Genomic DNA, 21,247 nt, shown 5'->3' on the forward strand with positions numbered 1-21,247 from the left:
GGTGCCATAGGGCTGCAGCGTGCCGTCGGAATAGCCGATGATGTAGGAGTAGTGGTCCTCCGTGTTCAGGGTGGGCCGGCTGGGACGGCTGCTGCCGCCGCCACCGGTGTGGCCGCCGGAGGAACCGCTGTCCTCCTCCCAGAACAGGCCAAAGGGAGAGAAGGAAGTCACTGTGATCTTGATGCCCTGATCGGTAGTCTCCAGATTTTTGTTCTCTTCGGAGTATACTTCGATGAAGAACTCCTCAGAACCTTCGTTCACATCTGCGATCTCGCTCTCCGCCGTTGCGTCGCGGTCCTGGTTCGCATAGTGAACGATGTGGAACTCAGTATCCGCATCGGTTCCTTCGGGATAGGGGAAGAACAGGGTCACATGCTTGTCCTTTGTAGTCACCACGGTGTTTCCGTTGTCCGTGTCCACCAGATCCAGATAGTAGAACTGTGCCTCGTGGCCATTCGTAATGGCGTCGACCTGATCCACGGCGCTGTCCTTCAGATCCTGCACCGCCGTACTCACGACACTGTCCACCAGCAGCTGGACGTCGTTTTCCGACGCGACCTCCAGACTGCTCTCGTTGATGTAGAGATTCGTGTCAGAGCCGATCACAGCGGTGACCTTGTCCACCTTGCTTGTGGGCGCAGTCTCCACGATCTCTGTCGTTGTGGCCTCGCCATCTGCATCGGTGATGCCACGGACGGTGAGTTCACCGCTGCCCACAGTCACGTCGTGATTCGGGATATCCGCAGCACCAGACCAGTCCAGAACCGCCTGGACATCTCCCTGTTTCAGAGCGCCCGGATAGATGGTCATGCCGTAGGTCTGATACAGGTTCTCTTCACTGAGCGTAAAGACATCGTCTGTTGTGGTTACTCCCGCTTCGTCAGTGAACTGGAGCCGGACATCCACCTGGCCTTCGGCAGGCACCAGACGGTAAATATAGCGGCTATAGGCCATGCTGCCGTTGCCGGCCTTATTGTCGTACCGTTGCAGAGACCACTCTCTCGTTACAGGATTTCCTGCATCGTCTACGCTGTCATAGGTGAACTTCAGATACCCGGACAGATCGATGACCTGCCGTGTTTCACCATCAATCGTAACTGTTGTGATATCCTCTGTATCTACCATCTTCAACAGTTTCTCGTTCAGCGCCTCCGGCAGATCGATGTAGTAGCCGGGCTCGGGCAGGCCCTGGGTCTCGGAGGCGGTCACCATGTCGCCGTCTTTATCCACGACTGTGCCGTATCCCTTGCCGCCGGTGTAGATGGTGATATTCGCCGGGGTGATGGTGATGCTGCCGGCCGGGACCTTGATCTCGTCCGTGCTCTCGTCGCCGTTGCCGCTTTCGGCCGTCACAGTGTTGGAGACACTGCCGGCGATCACATCCTCGGCCGTCACGGTGTAGGTGTAGGTGCAGGTCCAGGTCTCACCGGGCTCGAACACAGTGTCCACGCTGCTCACGGGGTTGACCGTCAGAGTACCGTCCTCGCTGACATTGGCCGGAAGGGTGATCGTCTTCCCATCTTCCGTCAATGTCAGATTCACCTGGGTGACCTTACCTTTGACCCACATGTCGTCGGTCACAGTGACCGTACCGGTAATTGCTGCATTGCTGTTGTTTTTGACGGTGATAGTGTAGGTCAGCACATCCTTCTCATTGGCCACCATGCCGTCCACATAGTTTTCGTCATTGATCTTGACCGTCTTGTCCACGTTCAGGCCGGGGTTGAGGACATCGACTTCCTCTGTGACTTCATCCTCTTCGCCGTCCACAATCGCCGAGATGGAGTTGGTCAGAGGCTCCAGACCTCCGTTCCCGTCCTCTTCCACAGTGAAGGTCTTGGTGAAGTAGAGGGTCGCGGAGGTTCCGTTCAGCGTACCGCGGTACTGAGGAGGCTCGCTCAAAGTTTGCATGGGACTGATCTCCGCGCCGACAACACCGATATAGGTCGTCCCGGGTTCCTCTGTCACAAAGAAGTAGGCACCCTCATCGCCATATACGCTGATCTCATACAGCAGGGTGATCTCGTCGCCCGCGCTGGCGGCGATCTGCGGATTGCCCAGATTTCCATGCTCATCCACGGGAGCGGGAGCGGGATAGGTGACCGTCAGGTCCTTCTCCGCAATCACACTCAGAATGTTCTTCGGGACAGTGGTGCCATTCGTCACCACATGCTTCGTCACCTTCGTCGCGGAGGGCAGGATCGTCGTCTCGGTGGAGTCAGAGCCCGGATCGGTAGGATCGTCGGGATCGGGGTCCTTCGTCTGGTCGGAATCCGCCGTGACCACGTTGGCGACTTTGCCAGCTTCCGCGTCCGCAGTTGTCACCGTGTAGGTATAGGTGCAGGTCCAGCTATCACCGGGCTCCAGGCTCTCAACGGAGCCAGATGGCCCATCCGGCATGACAGCGTTCCAGTATCCGCCGTCAACACTGAGATCATAGTCTACTCCGTCAACGCGGATGGTCTCGACCTTTCCCTCGCCCCACATGGAGTCTTTCACACGGACCACATCGGTAATGTCCACATCACCGGTGTTGGTGACGGTGATGGTGTAGGTGATCGTGTCGCTCACAAAGGCTGTTTTCCGATCCGCCGTCTTTTCCACCGTCAGGGACGCCACTTTGGTCTCGACTGTGTTGTCATCCTTGTTGGGATCTTCGGGGGTGTTCGGAACATTGCTGTCCACGTCCACGCTGTTGCGGATGGACTTGTCGCCGGGTTTGACTTTGTAGCTTGCAGAAATGGTGATTGTTTCCGTAGCAGGCAGTTCCCCGAAGGTCCAGCCACCATCGGTTTCGGTCACCGTGCAGCCATCGGGCTTTGTGATTGTTCCGACGGTCAGCGCCGCATCTGGGTTGCCCTCGACCGTAAACGTATCGGTGATGGTGCCGCTCTGCACGGTGTTGCCGGTGTTGGTCACCGTAATGGTGTAGTGCAGGGTGTCGCCCACCTGCGCAACGTAAGTCTCCGCATTGAAGTCGCTCAGTTCCACGCCATCGCGGGTCACGGAGGTCAGCTCCTTCTCCACGGTGAGGCCGGGATTGGCAACAAAGGTCGGCTGGTTGACAAGAGTCAGCCCGCCATCCGTTCCAACATCAAAGGAATCTTCGGGATCGGTCACGATGCCATTCTCAACGGTGATCGTGATGTCGCCCGCCTTGACGTAGCCCTCGGGCACTTTCGTCTCCTCCAGGGTATACGTGTGCCCGGAAGGGATGTTCTCAAGTTTGACAACACCGTATTCATCAGATTCGACGGTAGTGGACCAGTCATCATCCTCCATGGTCAGGGTGAATTCCGCGCCGCTCAGTGCGTCGGAATTCTCATCCACCTTGGTGAACTCCAGCGTCCCCACATAGCCTCTGACCTTGGGGACCTTAAAGTACATGGTCAGCATGGGATTTTCACCTGACTCGATTTCCCGTCCGTCGTTGTCCACAAAAACGGACTCATCATTGGCGGTCTTCGTCAGGTAGTAATCCAGCTGCGTCGGGCCGTTGGTCAGAACATAGCCGCTGGCGCCGTCTGTAAATTCTATGCCATCATCCACCATGGCCGCCACGTCCAGCGTCACGCGATAGGTCAGACTGTAGGTGATCGTGCAGTCCATACCCGGCTCGTAGTCGTCATAGCTGACGGGATTTTCCTGGCTGTCAACAATGGTTGTCGCATCGCTCGCCAAGTCGGCGCGGAGGTCCCAGGTCAGCGTATCACGATTATAAGATACTGCCCTGCTTGCGTGGGAATTTGGGTTTTCAACACCTTCATACTCGATGTATTCGCCCATGGGATCGGTCACTTTCCAGGCGTCCACTGTCAGCTGCAAACGGAAGATGATGTCTTCAAACGCTATGCTCAGGTCATCCCCGTTATCCGCTGTGACGCACAGATCGGAAAAGCTCTCCATCCACTCGGAAACGCTGCTTCCGGCGGTATAGGAGATGGAGTAGAATTCGGTGTCCAGCTCGTTCCGGATGTACATGGCGCGTCTCGCGGGGTTCTCATAGCTTTTTTCATCATAGTCGTTATCTCGCGGATAACCGTCGGGGAGAACATAGCCTTCACGCCTATTCAGTTCATCACCCGTCGACCGGTTGGGTTCGCCGTCGGTCAGCAGCAGCAGGAATTTATTATCGATGTTTTGGACATCACGCTCCCGCAGCTGGTCTTCCGCCGCTTCCAGTCCGGCGTCGGTGTTGGTGCCGTTGCGGTCTGTATAGTCATCGATGTTGTCGATCTCCTCATTGATCGTGTATAACGCATTGCCGCTCGAAACGTCGACCCAGTCCTGCACCACCGCAGTGGCTCCTTTGCCATAATAAGATCCATCGCTATAAGCGATGACGGAGACGTATCGGGCGGCGCCTTCGGCCCCTTGGGCATAATCGGCCAGAAAGGCTTTGGCCGCCTCCTGCGCCGCTTCCAGACGGGTCTGCTCTTGATTGTCACACCAGCGTTCGTGCTGAATCCTCCCACCCTTGCCTGGCTCTCCTCCACAACTGGCACAGTAGTCCATCGACGTGGAGACGTCGATGACCAGTACGATGGCCGCGTCCGGCTGCTTGGTGCTGACCTCAATGGCCTCGTCGGTCTCTACGATCAACGTAATGTCAAACTGGTTCTCAACACCGGTCGCCTGGATCTCCTTGGAGATCGTGACGTTTGGATCGTGGCTCCGGTTCGTGACCTCCGGATCTTCGTCACCGTCCGGGGAGAACTCATGGTCTTGTGGATCATACGTATAGTATGACCCTTCGATTTGTGTGCTGCCGTCAGTGGCAGGTGGGTCCGCCGCCAGCGCGTTCACCGGCAGCATCGTCAGCATCAGGCAGAGGGCCATGCATGCTGACAAGATCCGTTTTCTCATGTCTTTGTTTCCTCCTTTGCTCACAAAATATCCCTCTTCCAGGGAGCACGCGTGTCTTTCAGAACTTCTTTTCGCGGTCCTGACGATCCTCTGCACGCCGCCGCGCCTGCAGGCCGCCCCGTGGGACTGCGCCCGGGCATGACAGCGCCGTTTCCGGTCAGCGCCGCTCCCTCCCTTCTCGCCTTGCTTATCCAGTATCCGGCCGGGCCGGGACATCCCGCCCCTGTCCGGCCGGTCACCAGCCGTGATCGCCCCGCCGACGGGGCCCGCTATCCGCCGGCCCAGCCGGCGGCCAGCTGCTCGGTATCCAGCATGCGCTCGTAGGACTGCTCCGCCAGCTGCCGCACACTCCGCTCAATGTCCGCCTGGGTGGCCCGGCACAGCTTCCGCAGGCACCGGGGGTTGCATTTGGCCTCCTCCACCCGGGCGTCACGGCTCAGGGACTGGGTCTCCGCCGTCACCTGAGTCCGCCCCATCATCTTTCCGTTCCGGGTCACGAACACCGGCCCCGTCCGCAGGCCCTGCCGCCGGACGTAGTCCAGCAGCTCTCCCCGCAGGCTGGCAGGAATGGGGACATACTGCCGCACGCCGCTTCCCCGCAGCAGCAGCCGCCCGGCCTTCACCTGCTCCACCGTCACCTGGGGCAGTTCGCCCACCCGGATCCCCAGCAGGGCAAACACCTTTACCAGCAGATAGGCCCGTTCCTTCTCCAGTGCCCGGGCCGCCTGCAGCAGCCGCAGATACTCCGCCCGGGTCAGCTCCGGCTGGACGGCGGGCTCTGAGACCAGCCGCCCCACCAGCTGCAGATCCCGCCGGCCCAGATGCTCCAGCAGTCCGTTGGCGGCGGAGAGATGGGTGTTCACGGTGCTGGGGGAGTATCCGGCCTCCAGCAGGGCGGACCGCCAGGCGGCCAGCGTATCCGGCCCCACCTGCTTGTCCTGCGGAAGATAGCTGTAGAAGGTCCGCAGCTTGGCGCCGTACATCTGCACCGTCTCCCGGCTGCGGCCCCGGCCGGAGAGCGTCTCCAGATAGGCTTTGATCTTCTCCGGCGTGATCTGCACACCGGCCGGATCTCTGCTCTCCGGCAGTCTGACTGCCTCCGCGTGCTGCATATCCGCACCCCCTGTCAACAGAATCAACATTCCATCCCGCGCACGGCGAAATCTGCCTGGGAAGATCCCGCGAAAAAGGCGCAAAAAAAGCCCGTGCGGCAGGCACGGGCGCGGAAAACCGTATAAGGACCAAAGCCGGACGAAATTCGACGTTCTTCCGGCTTTTTTCTGCTGCCCAAAGAGGGGAAACCCTCTTGCAGGCAGGTGTCCTTTGTGATAAAATTTATCCGTAAATATGTATGGCAGGTTATTTTTTTACTATCATTCGATTCGGAATGTTGATTCCGTGACTAGGATATCAGCCCCAGCCGCTCCAGCGTCCGCTGGTGCTCCGCTCCGGAGGTCACCAGGTAGATCCGGGTGGTCTCGATGCTGCTGTGGCCCAGCAGGTCAGACAGTCTGACGATGTCCCGGCAGGCCCGGTAAAACACCGTGGCGAACAGGTGCCGCAGATTGTGGGGGAACACCTTCCCGGGCTCCACTCCGGCGTATTTGCACAGCCGCTTCATCTCCGCCCAGATCTGCCGGCAGCTCATCTCTCTTCCGCTTTTGGTGCGAAAGATCGCACCGGAGGCGGTCTTTTGTTTTTCGGCGTATCGGAGCAGCTTCCGGCAGAGTTTGCCCGGCAGCAGGATCACGCGGACCTTTCCCTTGAGGGAGATCTCGGCCTTGCCCTGCCGGGCGGCCTCCACTGTGAGATACCGCACCTCGCTGACCCGGATGCCCGTGGCCCCGATGGCCTCCACCAGCAGTCCCAGCCGGTCCCGCCCCAGCCGGTGCGCCGCGTCCAGCAGGCTCTGGTACTCCGCCTTCGTCAGTTCCCGGCCGGCGTCCCGGAACAGCCGCCGCTGGACCTTCAGAAACTTCACCCGGCAGTCCCTGAGTCCCAGGAACTCCAGCAGGCTGTTCAGGGCGGAGAGCTTGGCGTTGATGCCGGTGGGGGCGTAGCCCCGCTCCACCAGATGGGCTTTCCACGCCGCGTTCCGCTCCTTGGTGATCTCCTGCCCATCCAGCCAGCCGGCGAAGGCCCGGACGTCCCGGAGATATTTTTCGATCGTGGCCGCACTTTTCTCCTCCAGCAGGAGATGGCGGGCAAATGCGTGGATCTGCAGGGGTGTCAGTCTGTGTTCGGCCATAGGGAACCTCCTTGTTTGATCTCATACCGGTATTGTACAGGACCGGAAAAGCACACAAGGCCCACAGCGGCAGCTGCCGCTGTGGGCCTTGTCGTTTCCGTGCCGTAATGGTAAGATTTCCGCCGTTTCCGGAAAGATATACACGATCCCGCCATTTTCCCGCCAAGTGCGCCTCCCCGGGAGCGGTGTCCGGCCGCATCGTGTGCCTGACCGCCGCGCGGGGCGCCCGCGCCGGGCTCAGAAAAGGGCCCGGGCTTTACAGCCCGGGCCCTCAGCTTGTCGAAAAAGTCTTTTCGACAAGCTGCCTGCGTTTTTCAGAACTTTGAAAAGTTCTGAAAAACGGTTGATTGAAAACGAAAGGCACCCTTCCTGGGTTTCTTTCGTAGCTATCTTCCTTCCCGTCTCCCAGAATTTCCGGGTTGATCGACAGACTGAGGACCCGGGCTGTAAAGCCCGGGCCCTTTCTGTATATTCTGACTGCGCGGCATGGCGCCTCACGCCAGCACCCGCACGCAGCGGTCCACCAGCGTCATGTGGACCCGGTCTCCCTCGGCAAAGCGCCTGGTCAGCTGGGGATTGTAGACCTCCACGATGATGGGCTGGTCTCCCAGCATGACCTCGTACTCCACCTTGGCGCCGTAGTAGGTGGCCCGGGAGATGACGCCGGGCAGGGGCCCCTCCTCTTCGGAGAGGAGCACAGACTCCGGCCGCACCGTCAGGCAGCAGGGGCCGTCCTTCCGGACGCCCTCCATCCTGCCGGGGGCGGGGATGGGGAACGTGTGGCCGTTCACCTCCACCAGGGCGCTCTCGCCGTCCATGCCGCGGAAGGTGCCGTCGATAAAGTTGGCCTTGCCGATGAAGTTGGCCACGAACCGGCTGCCCGGCTGCTCATAGATCTCCGTGGGGGAGCCCTGCTGGCAGATGACGCCGTCCTTCATGATGACCACCCGGTCGGAGATGGCCATGGCCTCCGACTGGTCGTGGGTGACATACAGAGAGGTGATGCCCAGCCGCTTCTGCAGGGCCCGGAGCTCGTCCCGCATGCTCTCCCGCAGCTTGGCATCCAGGTTGGACAGCGGCTCGTCGAACAGCAGCACGCTGGGCTCGATGACCACAGCCCGGGCCAGGGCCACCCGCTGCTGCTGGCCGCCGGAGAGCTGGTTGGGGAACCGCCGCTCCATGCCGGTCAGCTGCATCAGCTCCATGACGGCGTTGGTCCGGCGGACGATCTCGTCCTGGGGCAGCTTTTCCACCTTCAGGCCGTAGGCCACGTTCTCCCAGATGTTCAGGTGGGGGAACAGGGCGTAGCTCTGGAACACCATGGAGATGCCCCGCTTGTTGGGGGGGACCTTGGCCACGTCCCGCTCGCCGATGAACACGCTGCCGCTGGTGGGATACTCAAAGCCGGAGATCATCCGCAGGGTGGTGGTCTTGCCGCAGCCGGAGGGGCCCAGCAGCGTCACCATCTCGCCGTCCTGGATGTTCAGGTTGATGTGGTCCACGGCCACGAAGTCCTTGCCGGTGTCCGGCTGCTGGAAGATCTTGGTGATGTCCTTCAAAACCACGCCGGAGCTCTTGTGGCCCAGGGTGGACGTTTCCATCTGCTTGCTCATTTCGTTTCCTCCGTTTTCTCGTGAATGCCTGCGCCCTTGGGCACCCTGGAACGGGGAGCCAGCAGCAGGTTGATCAGTCCGTTGAAAATGCCGATAAACACCAGCAGGATGATGACCATCATGGTGACGAAGGCCGCCGCCTGGCTGTACTTGGCCTGGTCAAAGAGGGTGTAGATCTTGCTGGTGACCAGGTCCCAGCGGGGGGAGACCAGGAAGATGATGGCGCTGACGGCGGTGATGGCCTTCACGAAGGAGTACACCAGCCCGGAGAAGAAGGCGTTGCGCAGCATGGGCAGGGAGATCCGGCGGAAGGAGTAGCCGCTGCCCGCGCCCAGGATGGTGGACGCCTCCTCGATGGAGTTGTCGATCTGCAGCAGCGTGGTGGTGCCGGACTCGATGGCCACCGGCATGTTCCGGAACACGAACACGATCACCAGGATGGTGGCGGTGCCGGTGAGCACCAGGAAGCCGGTGTTGAAGGCCAGGATGTAGGCGATGCCCAGCACCGTGCCGGGAACCGCGAACATCAGAACGGAGGACACCTCGATGAAGCGCTTGCCGTAGTAGTCCCGCTTGGCGGTGATGTAGGCGATGACCATGCCCAGCAGGCCGCCGATCAGGGCGGCGACCAGGCCCAGGACGATGGAGTTGCGCAGGCTGTCCCACCCCTGCTGCAGGGCCCGGCCGTACTGGTCCAGCGTGAGCGCATAGTTGTAGCCCCAGGTGGTGACGAAGGAGCCGAACACCACCGTGCCGTAGAACAGGATGATGACCGCGGCCACCAGCATGCAGAAGATGAACAGGGGCCACTTGATGTGGGCCTCGTCGATGAGCTTGCGGGCCTGTGTGGGCTTGCCGGTAACGGTGACGAAGCTCTTCTTGTTGACCCAGTATTTGTTCAGCAGATACGCCACCATGGTGGGCACCAGCATCAAAAGCGCCAGGACAGAGCCCTTCTGCATGTCGTAGCTGCCGGTGATGATCTGGTACACCTCCACGGACAGGGTGGTGAAGTCGCCGCCGATGGTGGCGGGGTTGGAGAAGTCCTCCAGCGACTGGATGAACACCAGCAGGCAGCCGGAGATGATGCCCGGCAGGGACAGGGGGAAGGTGACCGTCCAGAAGGTGTGCCACCGGCTGGCGCCCATGTTGCAGGCCGCGTCCTCCACCGACGCGTCGATGGAGGAGAGGATGCCGGAGAGGGTCATGTAGGCGATGGGGAAGAAGCTGAGCACCTGCACCACGATCAGGCTGCCCATGCCATAGACGTCATTGCCCTCGATCCCCAGCAGGGATTTGGTGATGAGCCCCTGCCGCCCGAACAGGAAGATGATGGACAGGCACAGGATGAAGGGCGGGGACAGGATGGGCAGCGTGGCGATGGTCTTCAGAAAGCCCTTGCAAGGCACGTTGGTGCGGGTGATGGTGTAGGCGAAGACGTAGCCGATGAAGGTGGCGATCACCGCCACGATCACGCCCAGCAGCATGGTGCGGCCGAAGGTCTTCAGATACCGGGAGGTGGAGAAGATCTCCGCCGCCGTGGCCAGGGAGAAGGCGCCGGTCTCATCGGTCAGGCTGAAGAGCAGGACCTTCACCAGGGGATAGACGACGAACAGAAGCAGGAGCACGATGACCGCGAGGATGGCCACCAGCATGATGGGCTGGCGCATGATCATCTTGGTCTCGTTCCGCCTTTTCAGGCGGGCGGCGCTTTTGCCGCCCGAACCAGCAGCGTTTGCCATTTGGGTTCCTCCTGTAGATTTTCAAGCGTTTGGCAAGAGGACTTCCTCCCCGCCGGGGAGGAAGTCCTGCAGGCTGAAAAGGGATATTCCGGGATCACTCCAGGTTCTCGGAGCTGGCGATGTTGGCCTCGAACTGGGCCACGAACTCGTCCTTGTGCTCGGCTGCCCAGACGGCATCATAGTCGATGACGGCCACGGAGTCCAGGGTCACCAGGCCGTCGGCCACGGTGGCCTCGGTGTTGGTGGGCACGCGGAAGGAGTTGTTCTCGGCGTACAGGTTCTGCCCCTCGGCAGAGCACATGAAGTCGATGAACTTCTTGGCGTTCTCCTGCTCGTCGGCGGGGCCGCCCTTGATCAGAGCCATGGCGCCCACCTCATAGCCGGTGCCGTCGGTGGGGAAGGACAGCTCGATGGGATAACCCTCGGTGGTGGGCTGCAGGCCGTCGTGAGAGAAGGTCAGCGCGATGGCCGCCTCGCCCAGGGCCACGCCGTTGGGGGCCGCGGAGCCGGACTTGGTGTACTGGGACATGTTCTTGTTCAGCTCAGCCAGGTAATCCCACACGGCGTCCTCGCCCTTCAGCTGGATCAGGGTGGCCAGCACGGTGTAGGCGGTGCCGGAGGTGGCGGGGTGGGCCATGATGATCATGTCCTGGTACTTGGGATCCAGCAGGTCGTCCCAGCTGGTGGGATAGTCATACCCCTTGTCCGCAAACCAGTCCTTGTTGCAGGCAAAGGCGATGGCGCCCACATAGATGGGATTCCACACGCCGTCGGGATCCAGATAGTTCTCCGGGGTGTTGGACAGCTCCGGAGACTGATAGGCCTCCAGCAGGCCCTGATTGGAGGCGGCGATGTAGTTGTCGGTGGAGCCGCCGAACATCAGGGACGCCTGGGGGTTGTCCTTCTCGGCTGCCACGCGGGTCAGCATCTCACCGGCGGAGAGCCGCAGGGAGTTGACGTGGATGCCGGTGGCCTCCTCAAAGGCGTTGAAGTAATAGGCCACCTCCGCCTCAGGGAACGCGGTGTAGACGGTCAGCTCGTTGCTGCCGCTGGTCTCGCCGCCGTCCTCCGCAGCGGGATCGCTGCCGCCCCCGCAGCCGGTCAGCAGGCTCAGGGACATTGCCAGAGTCAGGAGCAGGGCAAAGATCCGTCTCGTTTTTTTCATCGTTCAATCTTCCTTTCTGTTTTGTTCGCCGTTTGTTATATGGTTACCCATGATGTCATGGGCGGGACCACGCTGTCCGCCGGTGTTTCCTGCAGAGAAAACCGGGAGCCCGCCGATCCGCATTTCATTGATGTAAGCGGATACAGATCAGCCTTTTTCCGAACTTTTGGCCGGAATCCGGCGCGCTTCAAGCAGGCATCCCGCGTGTGCACAGCAATCTCCTCTTCTGGCGGTCTCCTTCGGCAGGTCATTCCTCGCTTTTTTCGCTTTTGCCCAAGGATCGCTTTCGTCTTTGTGTAATCTGCGCAAAATTCGTGTTAATTCTTCGTGAAATTTATTGTATTTGCTATTATAGCAAATCATCCTGCGCAAAGCAAGGGCTTTTTGCCAATTGAGCCTGATGTAACTGCTTACTTCCGCGGCAGCCAAGGGCCGGAAGAACGGACAGAACAACCCCCAGAGCCGCAAGGCCCTGGGGGCTGTTTTGAATATCATGGTCTCCGGTCGCTGGGGCGGTATCCGTCCGGCCGGCTGGTCCGGCAGAGACGATCCCGCTCCGGCGGTCTCACGCCGGCACGGTCTCCATGATCATGGTCAGCAGGGGGATCGTCAGGATGGAGCAGAGCGTGGAGGCAAAGGTGATCTGGGAGGCAAACACCGCGTCGCCGTCGTACTTGTCCGCCAGGATGGAGGCCGTGCTGCCCGCCGGCATCCCGGTCATCAGGATGCAGACGTTCACCAGCGTGGGGTCCAGATGGAAGGGCTTCAGCACCAGCCAGACCAGAAGCGGGAACAGGGCCAGCCGCAGGCAGGTGTACCACAGCACCGGCCCGGAAAACATGGAGCGGATGGGCGCGTCTGCCAGGATCGAACCGATGACCAGCATGGAGATGGGGACGGTGCAGCTGCTGGTCGCAGCGATGGCCTCATCCAGAAACTCCGGGAGGGAGACGGGGGCCACCATCAAAACCAGCCCCACGAACACCGCGATGATGCAGGGGTGCCGCACCAGCTTGCGGAAGGCGTCCTTCCTGCTGACGCTGGTGAACAGGGAGAGCCCCGCCGTCCACATGGTGAAGCGCAGCGGGATCTGGAACATGGAGGTGTAGATGACCCCCAGGTCCCCGAACATCAGATGGGCGATGGGCAGCCCCACGAAGCTGGAGTTGGAGCAGATCATGCCGTAGGACAGCACGCTCTTCTTCTCTGCCGGATACCGGCGGAACAGCAGCTTGCTGCCATAGACCGCGGTCAGCTGGATGCCAACAGAGATGGCCACCGCCAGGACACAGTTCCGCACGAATCCTTCCGGCAGCTGGATGCCGCCCATGAACGACTCCACGATGTTGCAGGGCAGGACCACGTAGATCAGAAGGTCTGACAGCGTCTTCCGCCCCACTTCACTGACGATCTTCAGCTTCTTGATCAGAACCCCCAGCAGGATCAGCAGAAACAGCGTCTCCTGCAGGGAGAGCATCTCCCAGAAAAAGTCCATCTTGGTTCTCTCTTTCCCGCGAACGGTCGCGACAGCCGGGCCTGCGGCCACCATAAAAAAATTGGTTTCATTATAGTCCCTGCCCCGTGAAATTGCAAGGCCGTTCTTGCCGAGCCTGCCGCCGGAAAGAGGGCCTTCCCTTTTGGGCCGATTCCTGTTATATTGGAAAAAACGGACCTGCCGGCCAGCCGTGCCGGCAGGCAGCCGGGCTGCTCCGGCGGGCGATGCCCGCGTGACCGATCCGGGCGGCATCTGTAATGATTACGGAAAGGCGGTACAATGAGATGAAAGTTGTGATCGTGGGCGGCGTGGCCGGCGGGGCCACGGCGGCGGCCCGGCTCCGGCGGCTGGACGAGTCGGCGGAGATCGTGGTGTTTGAGCGGTCCGGGTATGTGTCCTATGCCAACTGCGGCCTGCCCTACTACATCGGCGGCATCATCACCGACCGGGCGGAGCTGACGCTCCAGACGCCGGAGAGCTTCTGGCGGCGCTTCCGGGTGGACATGCGGGTCCGCCACGAGGTGACGGCCATCCACCCGGACACCAAGACGGTGGACGTGAAAAACCTGGCTACGGGCGAGGTCTTTGCAGAGTCCTACGACAAGCTGATCCTCTCCCCCGGCGCCAGGCCCACCCAGCCGGCGCTGCCCGGCGTGGGCATCGACCGGCTGTTCACCCTCCGCACCGTGGAGGACACCCTGAAGCTCCGGGAATTCATCGAACAGCACCATCCCAGGTCTGCGGTGCTGGCCGGCGGCGGCTTCATCGGCATCGAGCTGGTGGAGAACCTGCGGGAGCTGGGGCTGGACGTGACGGTGGTCCAGCGGCCGAAGCAGCTGCTGAACCCCCTGGACGCGGACATGGCCGCCTTCCTCCACGCCCAGCTGCGCGAGAAAGGCGTGAAGCTGATGCTGGGCCGCACGGTGGAGGGCTTTGCCGCCGACGGGGACCGGGTCAACGTGCTCATCAAGGACGAAGCCCCCCTCACCGCCGACATGGTGGTGCTGGCCATCGGCGTCACGCCGGACACCGGCCTGGCCCGTGACGCCGGGCTGGAGCTGGGCATTAAGGGCAGCATCGTGGTGAACGACCGGATGGAGACCTCCGTCCCGGACATCTATGCCGTGGGCGACGCGGTGCAGGTGAAGCACTCCGTCACCGGGCAGGACGCCCTCCTGTCCCTGGCGGGGCCCGCCAACAAGCAGGGCCGCATCGCGGCGGACAACATCTGCGGCGGGGACAGCCGGTACCTGGGTTCCCAGGGCAGCTCCGTCATCAAGGTGTTCGACATGACCATCGCCGCCACCGGCGTCAACGAGAAGACCGCCCGGCAGGCGGGCATCGACTGCGATAAGGTCTTCCTCTCCCCCATGAGCCACGCCGGCTACTATCCCGGCGGCAAGGTGATGACCATGAAGGTGGTGTTCGAGAAGGGCACCTATCGCCTGCTGGGCGCCCAGATCGTGGGGTACGAGGGCGTGGACAAGCGGATCGACGTGCTGGCCACCGCCATCCACGCCGGGCTCACCGGCCCCCAGCTGAAGGACCTGGATTTGGCCTACGCGCCCCCCTACTCCTCCGCCAAGGACCCGGTGAACATGGCGGGCTTCATGATTGAGAACCTGTCCCGGGGGCTGGTGGAGCAGTTCTTCCCGGAGGACGTGGACGCCCTGCCCCGGGACGGCAGTGCCACGCTGCTGGACGTGCGGACCCCCGGTGAGTACGCCGCAGGCCACGCCGAAGGCTTCGTCAACCTCCCGGTTGACGACCTGCGGGAGCATCTGGCGGAGATCCCGGCGGACAAGCCGGTGTATCTCATCTGCCAGAGCGCCCTGCGGAGCTACATCGCCTGCCGGATCCTTTCTCAGCACGGCCTGCGGTGCAGCCACCTCTCCGGCGGCTGGCGGCTGTACACGGCCGTCATGCAGGATCAGGCCGCCGCCCAGGAGGCCCTGCCCTGCGGGATGGAGAAATAATGCGCAAGGCGGGAGCATCACGACAGATGCTCCCGCCTCCCGATTCTGCGGCCTCCTCCAGGCCGTAGTTTTCTCAGGCCGGGAATACGGCTCTCAAACAAACTCCAGCCCCGAAATTTCCGGCATATACGTTTTTACCATTTGTTCTATGGTGGATTTCATTGTTTCCTGTGCCGCCGCTGCCTCCGGGCCTTCCAAGCGGAGCTTCACGACATTTTCCGCCGTGAGTGCAACAAATTTGACGGAAAATCCCCCTTCGCTGGTAAAGGAATTAATCTCCGCGATCAAGTCTTTCACTCTTTTTTCCAAAGCGACTCCTCCCCCCGTCGATTATAGCCTCAGTATATAGTTTTTGTCCCTGGAATGCAAGAGGTGGAGGCAGCGCGTTCGCCTTCTGACGAAAAAGCAGGACACCCAACTCTGGGTGTCCTGTTTCACTCTGGAGCGGGCAACGAGGCTCGAACTCGCTACCTCCACCTTGGCAAGGTGGCGCTCTACCAGATGAGCTATGCCCGCGGAACAAGGGGTATTTTAGCAAAGAAATACCCGCTTGTCAAGTCTCTTATTCAAGATTTTCCGCATTTTCTTCCGCAGGCGGCTGGCCCATCACAAACTCGATGAGTCCCACCTGTCCGGACGGCGGATAGTAGGAGATGGTCCAGGCAGGCGTCTCTGTCAGCCCGCGCTCCTCCCGGAGCTGGGCCACGGCCTCTTCCACCCGCGCCTGGTCGTTTTCGCCCCAGTAGCCGATGCGCACCGCCAGCTCCGTCCGCCCCTCGTCCAAGGCCGTCTCCAGCAGGGCCGGCAGGGCCTCTGTGCTGGTGGCGTTCACCACCGCCTGGATCTGCTCTGCCGTGCGGCGGTAGCTGATCTGCAGGGAGATCTCATAGTACCCCCGCTGGGCCCGGCTGGAGGCAGTGATATACTCCACCGCGTAGGCCCCCATGGAGGTCTCCTGCTGGATCTCCGTGGTGGCCTGCTCCAGCGTGTCCGCCACCGTCAGATCGTCCTCATAGTTATAGAGCCGGACGGTGGCGCTCTCCGTATGCTGGCCGATGAGGATCAGCAGGTCGTTGACGATGTCCTGGTAGTTCTCCGCCCGCAGGGTCCCGGCGGCCTCACTCTCCCAGAATTTGCTGCTGTGGGGCTCCACCGTGGCGTATTCCCGCTCCAGCAGCGCGCTGCAGCCTGTCAGGGCCAGACAGGCCCACAGCAGGCAGATCACCCGGTGCAGCCGCACAGCCACGCGCCTCCTTTCCAGCCGCCGCTTTGCAAGGCGGCCTGTTACAGCCCCAGATCCTCGTCCACCAGAAGGATCTCCGTCTCCATGCCCGTCATGGGTCCCCACAGCGTCACCATGGCGTTGCAGACCCGGTCCGGGCTCTTGCAGTCATAGCACCGATCCGCCTTGACGGCGCAGGGGGTCTTCTTCCCCAGCTGCTGGGCGCGGTGGGGGCCGGCCACGTTCCGGGCCCGCCAGACGGCCTTCTCATAGTCCGGCGCCAGCTTGTTCCGGCCGATGACGAAGTACACCTTCTCATGGCCGAACAGGGTGCCGGCCAGCCGATTGCCCACGCCGTCGATGTTGACGATCTCCCCGGTCTCCGCCAGGGCGTTGGCGGAGGTCAGGTACACCTGGGTCTGCATGGCCGCCCGCCGGGCCTCGTCCGCCGGCTGCTTCCAGTGCCAGAACACGGTGTTGTGGGTCTCCAGCCGCTCATAGATCCCCATCGCGTTCAGGGTCCCGGAGCCGCCGAGGCCCACGGTGGCGCCGTCGATCTGGGCATCCAGATAGTCCGCCGCCTCCGCCGCCGAGGCGAACACCTTCACCTTGTACCGGCGGGCCTCCAGATTCTTCTGCACCTGCTCAAAATTCGCCATGTCAAATCTCCTCCTTTTGATAATCCCCAAATCCCTCGCCGAAGATCTCATGGGCATCGCATACGATGAAGAATGCGGCCGGATCGATCTCCCGCAGCAGCCGCTTTACCTGGACGACCTCCCGCTGCTTGAAGGCCACCAGCAGTACATGCTTCTCCGCGCCGGTATATGCCCCCTGGCCCTGGAGCAGCGTCACGCCCCGGCGCATCTCCAGCAGGGCCCGGGAGACCTCCCGCCAGCGGTCTGTGATGATGTACGCCACCCGGGCAGTGTCCAGCCCGTAGAGCACCGTGTCCATCAGCCGGGAGCAGACGAAGGTCTTGATGAGGCCGTACAGGGCGGCATCCACCGTGCCGAAGACCACCGCCACCAGCGCCACGACCACCATGTCCGGCACCAGGATCAGCTTGCCGATGGGCAGCCAGGAGAATTTCAGCTTCAGCAGCTTGCCGATGATGTCCGTGCCTCCGGTGGTGGCCCCCTGGGAGAACACCAGGCCAAGGCCCACGCCCATCACCACGCCGCCGTACAGCGCCGCCAGGATGGGGTCCATGGCCGGAAAGACGTACACCAGGGAGATGCCGTCGATGGCCAGGGAGCTGACGGCCATGGCATACAGGGAGGAGACCAGCAGGTGTCCCCCGATGAGCTTCCACCCCGCCAGAAACAGCGGGACATTCATCAGAAAGGACAGCACGCCCACCGGCAGGGCCGGCACCAGGGCATTGATGATCTGTGCCAGGCCCGTGAGGCCGCCCATGGCAAATCGGTTGGGCGCGACAAAGGCATCAAAGGCCAGGGCGTAGATCAGCGCGCCCAGCGTAATGATCCCATAGCTCTTCACTCTCTGTGCCATGGCTCTCCTCCTGATCCATTCCAGTCCGCACTCAGTTCAGCAGGTCCATCTGCTGCTCTTCCGCATCCTCCTCCCGCACCAGGGCTCCGGCAGCCGGCAGGCTCCGCACCCGGTAGCGGCTGAAGTTGGTGATGGCCGTCTCCTCCAGGGGCCTCACCGTCTCCAGATGGTACTTGGGCTTCAGGGTCATCACCGCCACCCCCTGGGTGGTGCGGGTGGTCTTGGGGGCCAGCAGGGCGGTGTGGAAGATCAGGCACCGCCGCTCGTTGGAGTACACCGCCAGCTCGCAGTCCTCGTCCAGCTTCCGGACGCAGGCCAGGGGCGCCTTGTCGGAGTAAGCGCCCGTCAGCTTGCGGCGGTTGGAGGTGGTCTGGTACGCCTTCAGGTCCACCCGGGCGGCCTTGCCGTTTGCAAAGAAGAACAGCAGCGCCCCGGCGTAGTCCGGCCCCGGCAGCACGGCGTAGATCACGTTCTCGCCGGCGTCCATGGACAGCTTTGCGGGCAGATAGTCCCCCAGGGCGCTGGCCTTGGTGTCCTCGAACTCGCTGAGGCGGGTCTTGTACACCTGGCACTGGTCCGTGAAGAACATGATCTCCGCGCCGTTGGTGGTCTCAAAGGTCTGGGACAGGCCGTCCCCGTCCTTGTACTTCTGCTCCGCCGCCATCCGCAGGGAGGCAGGCGTGATCTTCTTGAAATACCCCTCTTTGGAGAGGAACACGTGGACGGGATAGTCCTCCACCTGGGCCTCCTCCACATAGGTCTCGATCTCGTGGCTGTACACGATGGAGGTCCGGCGGGGCTCGCCGTACTTCCTGGCCGCCTCCGTCAGCTCGTCCACCAGGATCTGCTTCAGCCTGCGAGGAGAGTTCAGGGTGTCCTCCAGGTCGGCGATCTCGTCCTGGAGGGCGGCGGTCTCGTTGACCCGCTTGAGGATATACTCCTTGTTGATGTTGCGGAGCTTGATCTCCGCCACGTACTCCGCCTGGATCTGGTCGATGCCGAAGCCGATCATCAGGTTGGGGATGACCTCGGCCTCCTCCTCCGTCTCCCGGATGATTTTGATGGCCTTGTCGATGTCCAGCAGGATGCGCTTGAGGCCTTTCAGCAGGTGCAGCTTGTCCTGCTTCTTCTTCATGACGAAGTAGACCCGCCGCCGGACGGACTCGGTCCGCCAGGCGGTCCACTCCTCCAGGATCTGCCGCACCCCCAGCACCTTGGGGATGCCGGCGATCAGCACATTGAAGTTGCAGGCGAAGGCGTCCTCCAGGGGCGTCAGCTTGTAGAGCTTGGTCATCAGCTTGTCCGGGTCCGTGCCCCGCTTCAGGTCGATGGCCAGCTTCAAACCCGAAAGGTCCGTCTCGTCCCGCATGTCGGCGATCTCTTTCGCCCGGCCCGCCTTGATGAGCTCCGCCACCTTGTCCAGAATGGCCTCCACGGTGGTGGAGTAGGGGATCTCATAGATCTCGATGAGGTTCTCCTCTTTGACGTAGCGGTATTTCGCCCGGACCCGGACGCTGCCCCGGCCGGTCTCATAGATCTCCCGGATGGTGCCGGCGTCGTAGATCAGCTCGCCGCCGGTGGGGAAATCCGGTGCCAGGAGCGTGGCCATCAGGTCGCAGTCCGGATTTTTCAGATAGGCGATGGTGGTGTCGCAGACCTCCTTCAGGTTGAACCCGCAGAACTGGGAGGCCATGCCCACGGCGATGCCGCTGTTGGCGGACACCAGGATGTTGGGGAAGGTGGTGGGCAGCAGGGCCGGCTCCTTCATGGTGTTGTCGTAGTTGTCCACGAAGTCCACGGTGTCGCTGTCGATGTCCCGGAACAGCTCGCTGCAGATGGCCGTCAGCTTGGCCTCCGTGTACCGGGGGGCGGCCCAGGCCATGTCCCGGGAGTAGACCTTGCCGAAGTTGCCCTTGGAGTCCACAAAGGGCGTCAGCAGGGCGCCGTAACCCCGGGAGAGGCGCACCATGGTGTCGTAGATGGCGGCGTCGCCGTGGGGGTTCAGGCGCATGGTCTGGCCCACGATGTTGGCGGACTTGGTCCGGGCCCCCGTCAGCAGGCCCATCTTGTACATGGTGTACAGGAGCTTGCGGTGAGAGGGCTTGAACCCGTCGATCTCCGGGATGGCCCGGGAGACGATGACCGACATCGCGTAGGGCATGTAGTTGGTCTCCAGGGTGTCGGTGATGGGCTGCTCCACCACGGCGGCATGGAGGCCGATAACGTTGGACGCGTCTACCTTATGCTTGTTGTCGTCAGTTTTTTTCTTTTTGGGCATGGTTACGATTCCTTATCTCGAGGTTTGAATATTTGTTCCAGGTATTTTTCCGCCTTTTCAGTAAGGCCCAAATATGCCTGCTGCCGGTGGCTGTAACGGATGGACTCCGCAGGCACCCCTCCTCCTTGTGTATGCGTATAGGTATCTTTTCCCAGCGCGTCTACAAGATCATATAGGCAAATCCCATCCTGAATATTCCCCGCGCATGGCGCAACGTCATACAACTCCAGATACACCGGCCATTGCCCGCCATCCGGAATCACATTGGTCTCCCGGAACGCGTGGCACCGCGCTCTCCCGGCAATCATCGGTGCCGGATTCCCGTTACGGTCCCAGGAATGGACCGCTATATAGACAATATCGCCTTCATGCATCCGCTTTGGCTTTCTCGCCTCGGAAAAACGTGTCATATAGATTCCATTTTGATTATGAAAGGTATACGGCTGGCCCGAAACTCTCCGTTCCTTGCTACTGGCTTCAAATTTTATCCAGCAATGGCTGTCATAGTTTATTTTTGGATTCAGTAATTCCTGGACATAGTCCCGCTCCAATTCATCATCTCTGGCAGGCATTTTTGCGCCAAATGGTTTTGCGGTTGTTTTGCATGGTCCCGCATATTTGCTAGATGTATTCTCATCTTTAACCAACTGTTCTTCACGTTTCAGTTTCTCTTCCGTAATATACGTTTCCTGCTCCCTGCATACATCTCGCAATTCCTCAAAATATTCCTGTAAGGAATCCAACAATTCCGGTTCATCCTCAATATACAGCGACAATTCAATGTTTTTGCTCATACCGCTTGCCGTAAAATTTGCAGAACCTAAAATTGCTGTCCTATTGTCAATCAAGTATAGCTTTGTGTGCAAATCCAGCAACGCCAACAGTTCCACACCTGCGTGCAACATTTTTGTTAAGCCCTTTGTACTATTTGCTCCTTTCACAAAAGCCTCATGGTCAAAACGAGTAACAAAGGTGGCTGGTATTTGTTTTCTTTTAATAAGGCTTGAGAAATAATCCGCTGTGTCCTCTGACAAAAATGGAGAAATAATGCTAATCTTCTCATGACTGCGTTCAAATGCCTCTGTCAATTTTTCTTTATGATTATACGTCAATAGTTCAATCGACAT

General features: G+C 60.9%; 15 protein-coding genes and 1 tRNA gene. 1 reads left to right on the forward strand and 15 read right to left on the reverse strand.

Going from position 1 to position 21,247, the window contains the following annotated elements; translation table 11 throughout:
- The 8 genes from H9X91_RS08040 to H9X91_RS08075 all read right to left on the reverse strand — a co-directional run.
- The coding region (locus H9X91_RS08040) for a DUF7507 domain-containing protein (protein ID WP_204804153.1) at nucleotides 1-4,866 on the reverse strand (4,866 nt) is incomplete at its 3' end.
- A 269-nt stretch (nucleotides 4,867-5,135) separates the two neighbouring features.
- Nucleotides 5,136-5,978, reverse strand: coding sequence for a tyrosine-type recombinase/integrase (locus H9X91_RS08045; protein ID WP_204804155.1), 843 nt, complete (start codon nucleotides 5,976-5,978; stop codon nucleotides 5,136-5,138).
- A gap of 290 nt (nucleotides 5,979-6,268) precedes the next feature.
- Nucleotides 6,269-7,114, reverse strand: coding sequence for a tyrosine-type recombinase/integrase (locus H9X91_RS08050; RefSeq protein ID WP_204804157.1), 846 nt, complete (start codon nucleotides 7,112-7,114; stop codon nucleotides 6,269-6,271).
- Between the two features lie 494 nt (nucleotides 7,115-7,608).
- Nucleotides 7,609-8,727, reverse strand: coding sequence for an ABC transporter ATP-binding protein (locus H9X91_RS08055; protein ID WP_243414489.1), 1,119 nt, complete (start codon nucleotides 8,725-8,727; stop codon nucleotides 7,609-7,611).
- Complete coding sequence (locus tag H9X91_RS08060) at nucleotides 8,724-10,469, reverse strand: ABC transporter permease (protein WP_204804159.1); 1,746 nt, start codon at nucleotides 10,467-10,469, stop codon at nucleotides 8,724-8,726. The genes H9X91_RS08055 and H9X91_RS08060 overlap by 4 nt, the downstream gene beginning before the upstream one ends.
- Nucleotides 10,470-10,563: 94 nt before the next feature.
- Entirely contained in the window at nucleotides 10,564-11,634 is a 1,071-nt protein-coding gene (locus tag H9X91_RS08065) for an ABC transporter substrate-binding protein (RefSeq protein WP_204804161.1), read from the reverse strand.
- Nucleotides 11,635-11,781: 147 nt separating this feature from the next.
- Nucleotides 11,782-12,129 (reverse strand): hypothetical protein, encoded by a 348-nt coding sequence (locus H9X91_RS08070; RefSeq protein WP_204804163.1) that lies wholly within the window; start codon nucleotides 12,127-12,129, stop codon nucleotides 11,782-11,784.
- A 70-nt stretch (nucleotides 12,130-12,199) separates the two neighbouring features.
- The gene (locus H9X91_RS08075) at nucleotides 12,200-13,129 is read right to left on the reverse strand and encodes an AEC family transporter (RefSeq protein ID WP_204804165.1); all 930 of its coding nucleotides are present in this window, start codon (nucleotides 13,127-13,129) and stop codon (nucleotides 12,200-12,202) included.
- A gap of 284 nt (nucleotides 13,130-13,413) precedes the next feature.
- Between H9X91_RS08075 and H9X91_RS08080 the strand changes: the two genes are divergently transcribed.
- Nucleotides 13,414-15,105, forward strand: coding sequence for an FAD-dependent oxidoreductase (locus H9X91_RS08080; protein WP_204804167.1), 1,692 nt, complete (start codon nucleotides 13,414-13,416; stop codon nucleotides 15,103-15,105).
- A gap of 93 nt (nucleotides 15,106-15,198) precedes the next feature.
- On the opposite strand, the gene H9X91_RS08085 is transcribed toward H9X91_RS08080, so the two are convergent.
- From H9X91_RS08085 to H9X91_RS08115, 7 genes are all read right to left on the reverse strand, one after another.
- Nucleotides 15,199-15,414 carry a NifU family protein gene (locus tag H9X91_RS08085; protein WP_204804169.1) on the reverse strand — a complete coding sequence of 72 codons (216 nt, stop codon included), beginning with the start codon at nucleotides 15,412-15,414 and terminating at the stop codon, nucleotides 15,199-15,201.
- 131 nt (nucleotides 15,415-15,545) lie between these two features.
- Nucleotides 15,546-15,621 (reverse strand) — tRNA-Gly (locus H9X91_RS08090).
- Nucleotides 15,622-15,667: 46 nt separating this feature from the next.
- Nucleotides 15,668-16,345, reverse strand: a complete 678-nt coding sequence (locus H9X91_RS08095; RefSeq protein ID WP_204804170.1) for a hypothetical protein — start codon at nucleotides 16,343-16,345, stop codon at nucleotides 15,668-15,670.
- A gap of 44 nt (nucleotides 16,346-16,389) precedes the next feature.
- Nucleotides 16,390-16,986, reverse strand: coding sequence for a lactate utilization protein (locus tag H9X91_RS08100; protein ID WP_204804171.1), 597 nt, complete (start codon nucleotides 16,984-16,986; stop codon nucleotides 16,390-16,392).
- A gap of 1 nt (nucleotide 16,987) precedes the next feature.
- Nucleotides 16,988-17,842, reverse strand: a complete 855-nt coding sequence (locus tag H9X91_RS08105) for a YitT family protein (protein ID WP_204804172.1) — start codon at nucleotides 17,840-17,842, stop codon at nucleotides 16,988-16,990.
- A 31-nt stretch (nucleotides 17,843-17,873) separates the two neighbouring features.
- Nucleotides 17,874-20,120, reverse strand: a complete 2,247-nt coding sequence (locus tag H9X91_RS08110) for a DNA gyrase/topoisomerase IV subunit A (RefSeq protein ID WP_204804173.1) — start codon at nucleotides 20,118-20,120, stop codon at nucleotides 17,874-17,876.
- A 2-nt stretch (nucleotides 20,121-20,122) separates the two neighbouring features.
- The gene (locus tag H9X91_RS08115) at nucleotides 20,123-21,247 is read right to left on the reverse strand and encodes a phospholipase D-like domain-containing protein (protein WP_204804174.1); all 1,125 of its coding nucleotides are present in this window, start codon (nucleotides 21,245-21,247) and stop codon (nucleotides 20,123-20,125) included.

It is taken from the genome of Oscillibacter valericigenes (assembly GCF_016902445.1).
GTDB lineage: Bacteria > Bacillota > Clostridia > Oscillospirales > Oscillospiraceae > Oscillibacter > Oscillibacter avistercoris.

Excerpts from the sequence above, each read along its gene's own strand:
- H9X91_RS08080 (WP_204804167.1), top strand. The coding sequence starts at position 13,414 with ATGAAAGTTGTGATCGTGGGCGGCGTGGCCGGCGGGGCCACGGCGGCG.
- H9X91_RS08045 (WP_204804155.1), bottom strand. The coding sequence starts at position 5,978 with ATGCAGCACGCGGAGGCAGTCAGACTGCCGGAGAGCAGAGATCCGGCC.
- H9X91_RS08115 (WP_204804174.1), bottom strand. The coding sequence starts at position 21,247 with ATGTCGATTGAACTATTGACGTATAATCATAAAGAAAAATTGACAGAG.
- H9X91_RS08050 (WP_204804157.1), bottom strand. The coding sequence starts at position 7,114 with ATGGCCGAACACAGACTGACACCCCTGCAGATCCACGCATTTGCCCGC.
- H9X91_RS08070 (WP_204804163.1), bottom strand. The coding sequence starts at position 12,129 with ATGATATTCAAAACAGCCCCCAGGGCCTTGCGGCTCTGGGGGTTGTTC.
- H9X91_RS08055 (WP_243414489.1), bottom strand. The coding sequence starts at position 8,727 with ATGAGCAAGCAGATGGAAACGTCCACCCTGGGCCACAAGAGCTCCGGC.
- H9X91_RS08075 (WP_204804165.1), bottom strand. The coding sequence starts at position 13,129 with ATGGACTTTTTCTGGGAGATGCTCTCCCTGCAGGAGACGCTGTTTCTG.
- H9X91_RS08060 (WP_204804159.1), bottom strand. The coding sequence starts at position 10,469 with ATGGCAAACGCTGCTGGTTCGGGCGGCAAAAGCGCCGCCCGCCTGAAA.
- H9X91_RS08065 (WP_204804161.1), bottom strand. The coding sequence starts at position 11,634 with ATGAAAAAAACGAGACGGATCTTTGCCCTGCTCCTGACTCTGGCAATG.
- H9X91_RS08100 (WP_204804171.1), bottom strand. The coding sequence starts at position 16,986 with ATGGCGAATTTTGAGCAGGTGCAGAAGAATCTGGAGGCCCGCCGGTAC.
- H9X91_RS08110 (WP_204804173.1), bottom strand. The coding sequence starts at position 20,120 with ATGCCCAAAAAGAAAAAAACTGACGACAACAAGCATAAGGTAGACGCG.
- H9X91_RS08105 (WP_204804172.1), bottom strand. The coding sequence starts at position 17,842 with ATGGCACAGAGAGTGAAGAGCTATGGGATCATTACGCTGGGCGCGCTG.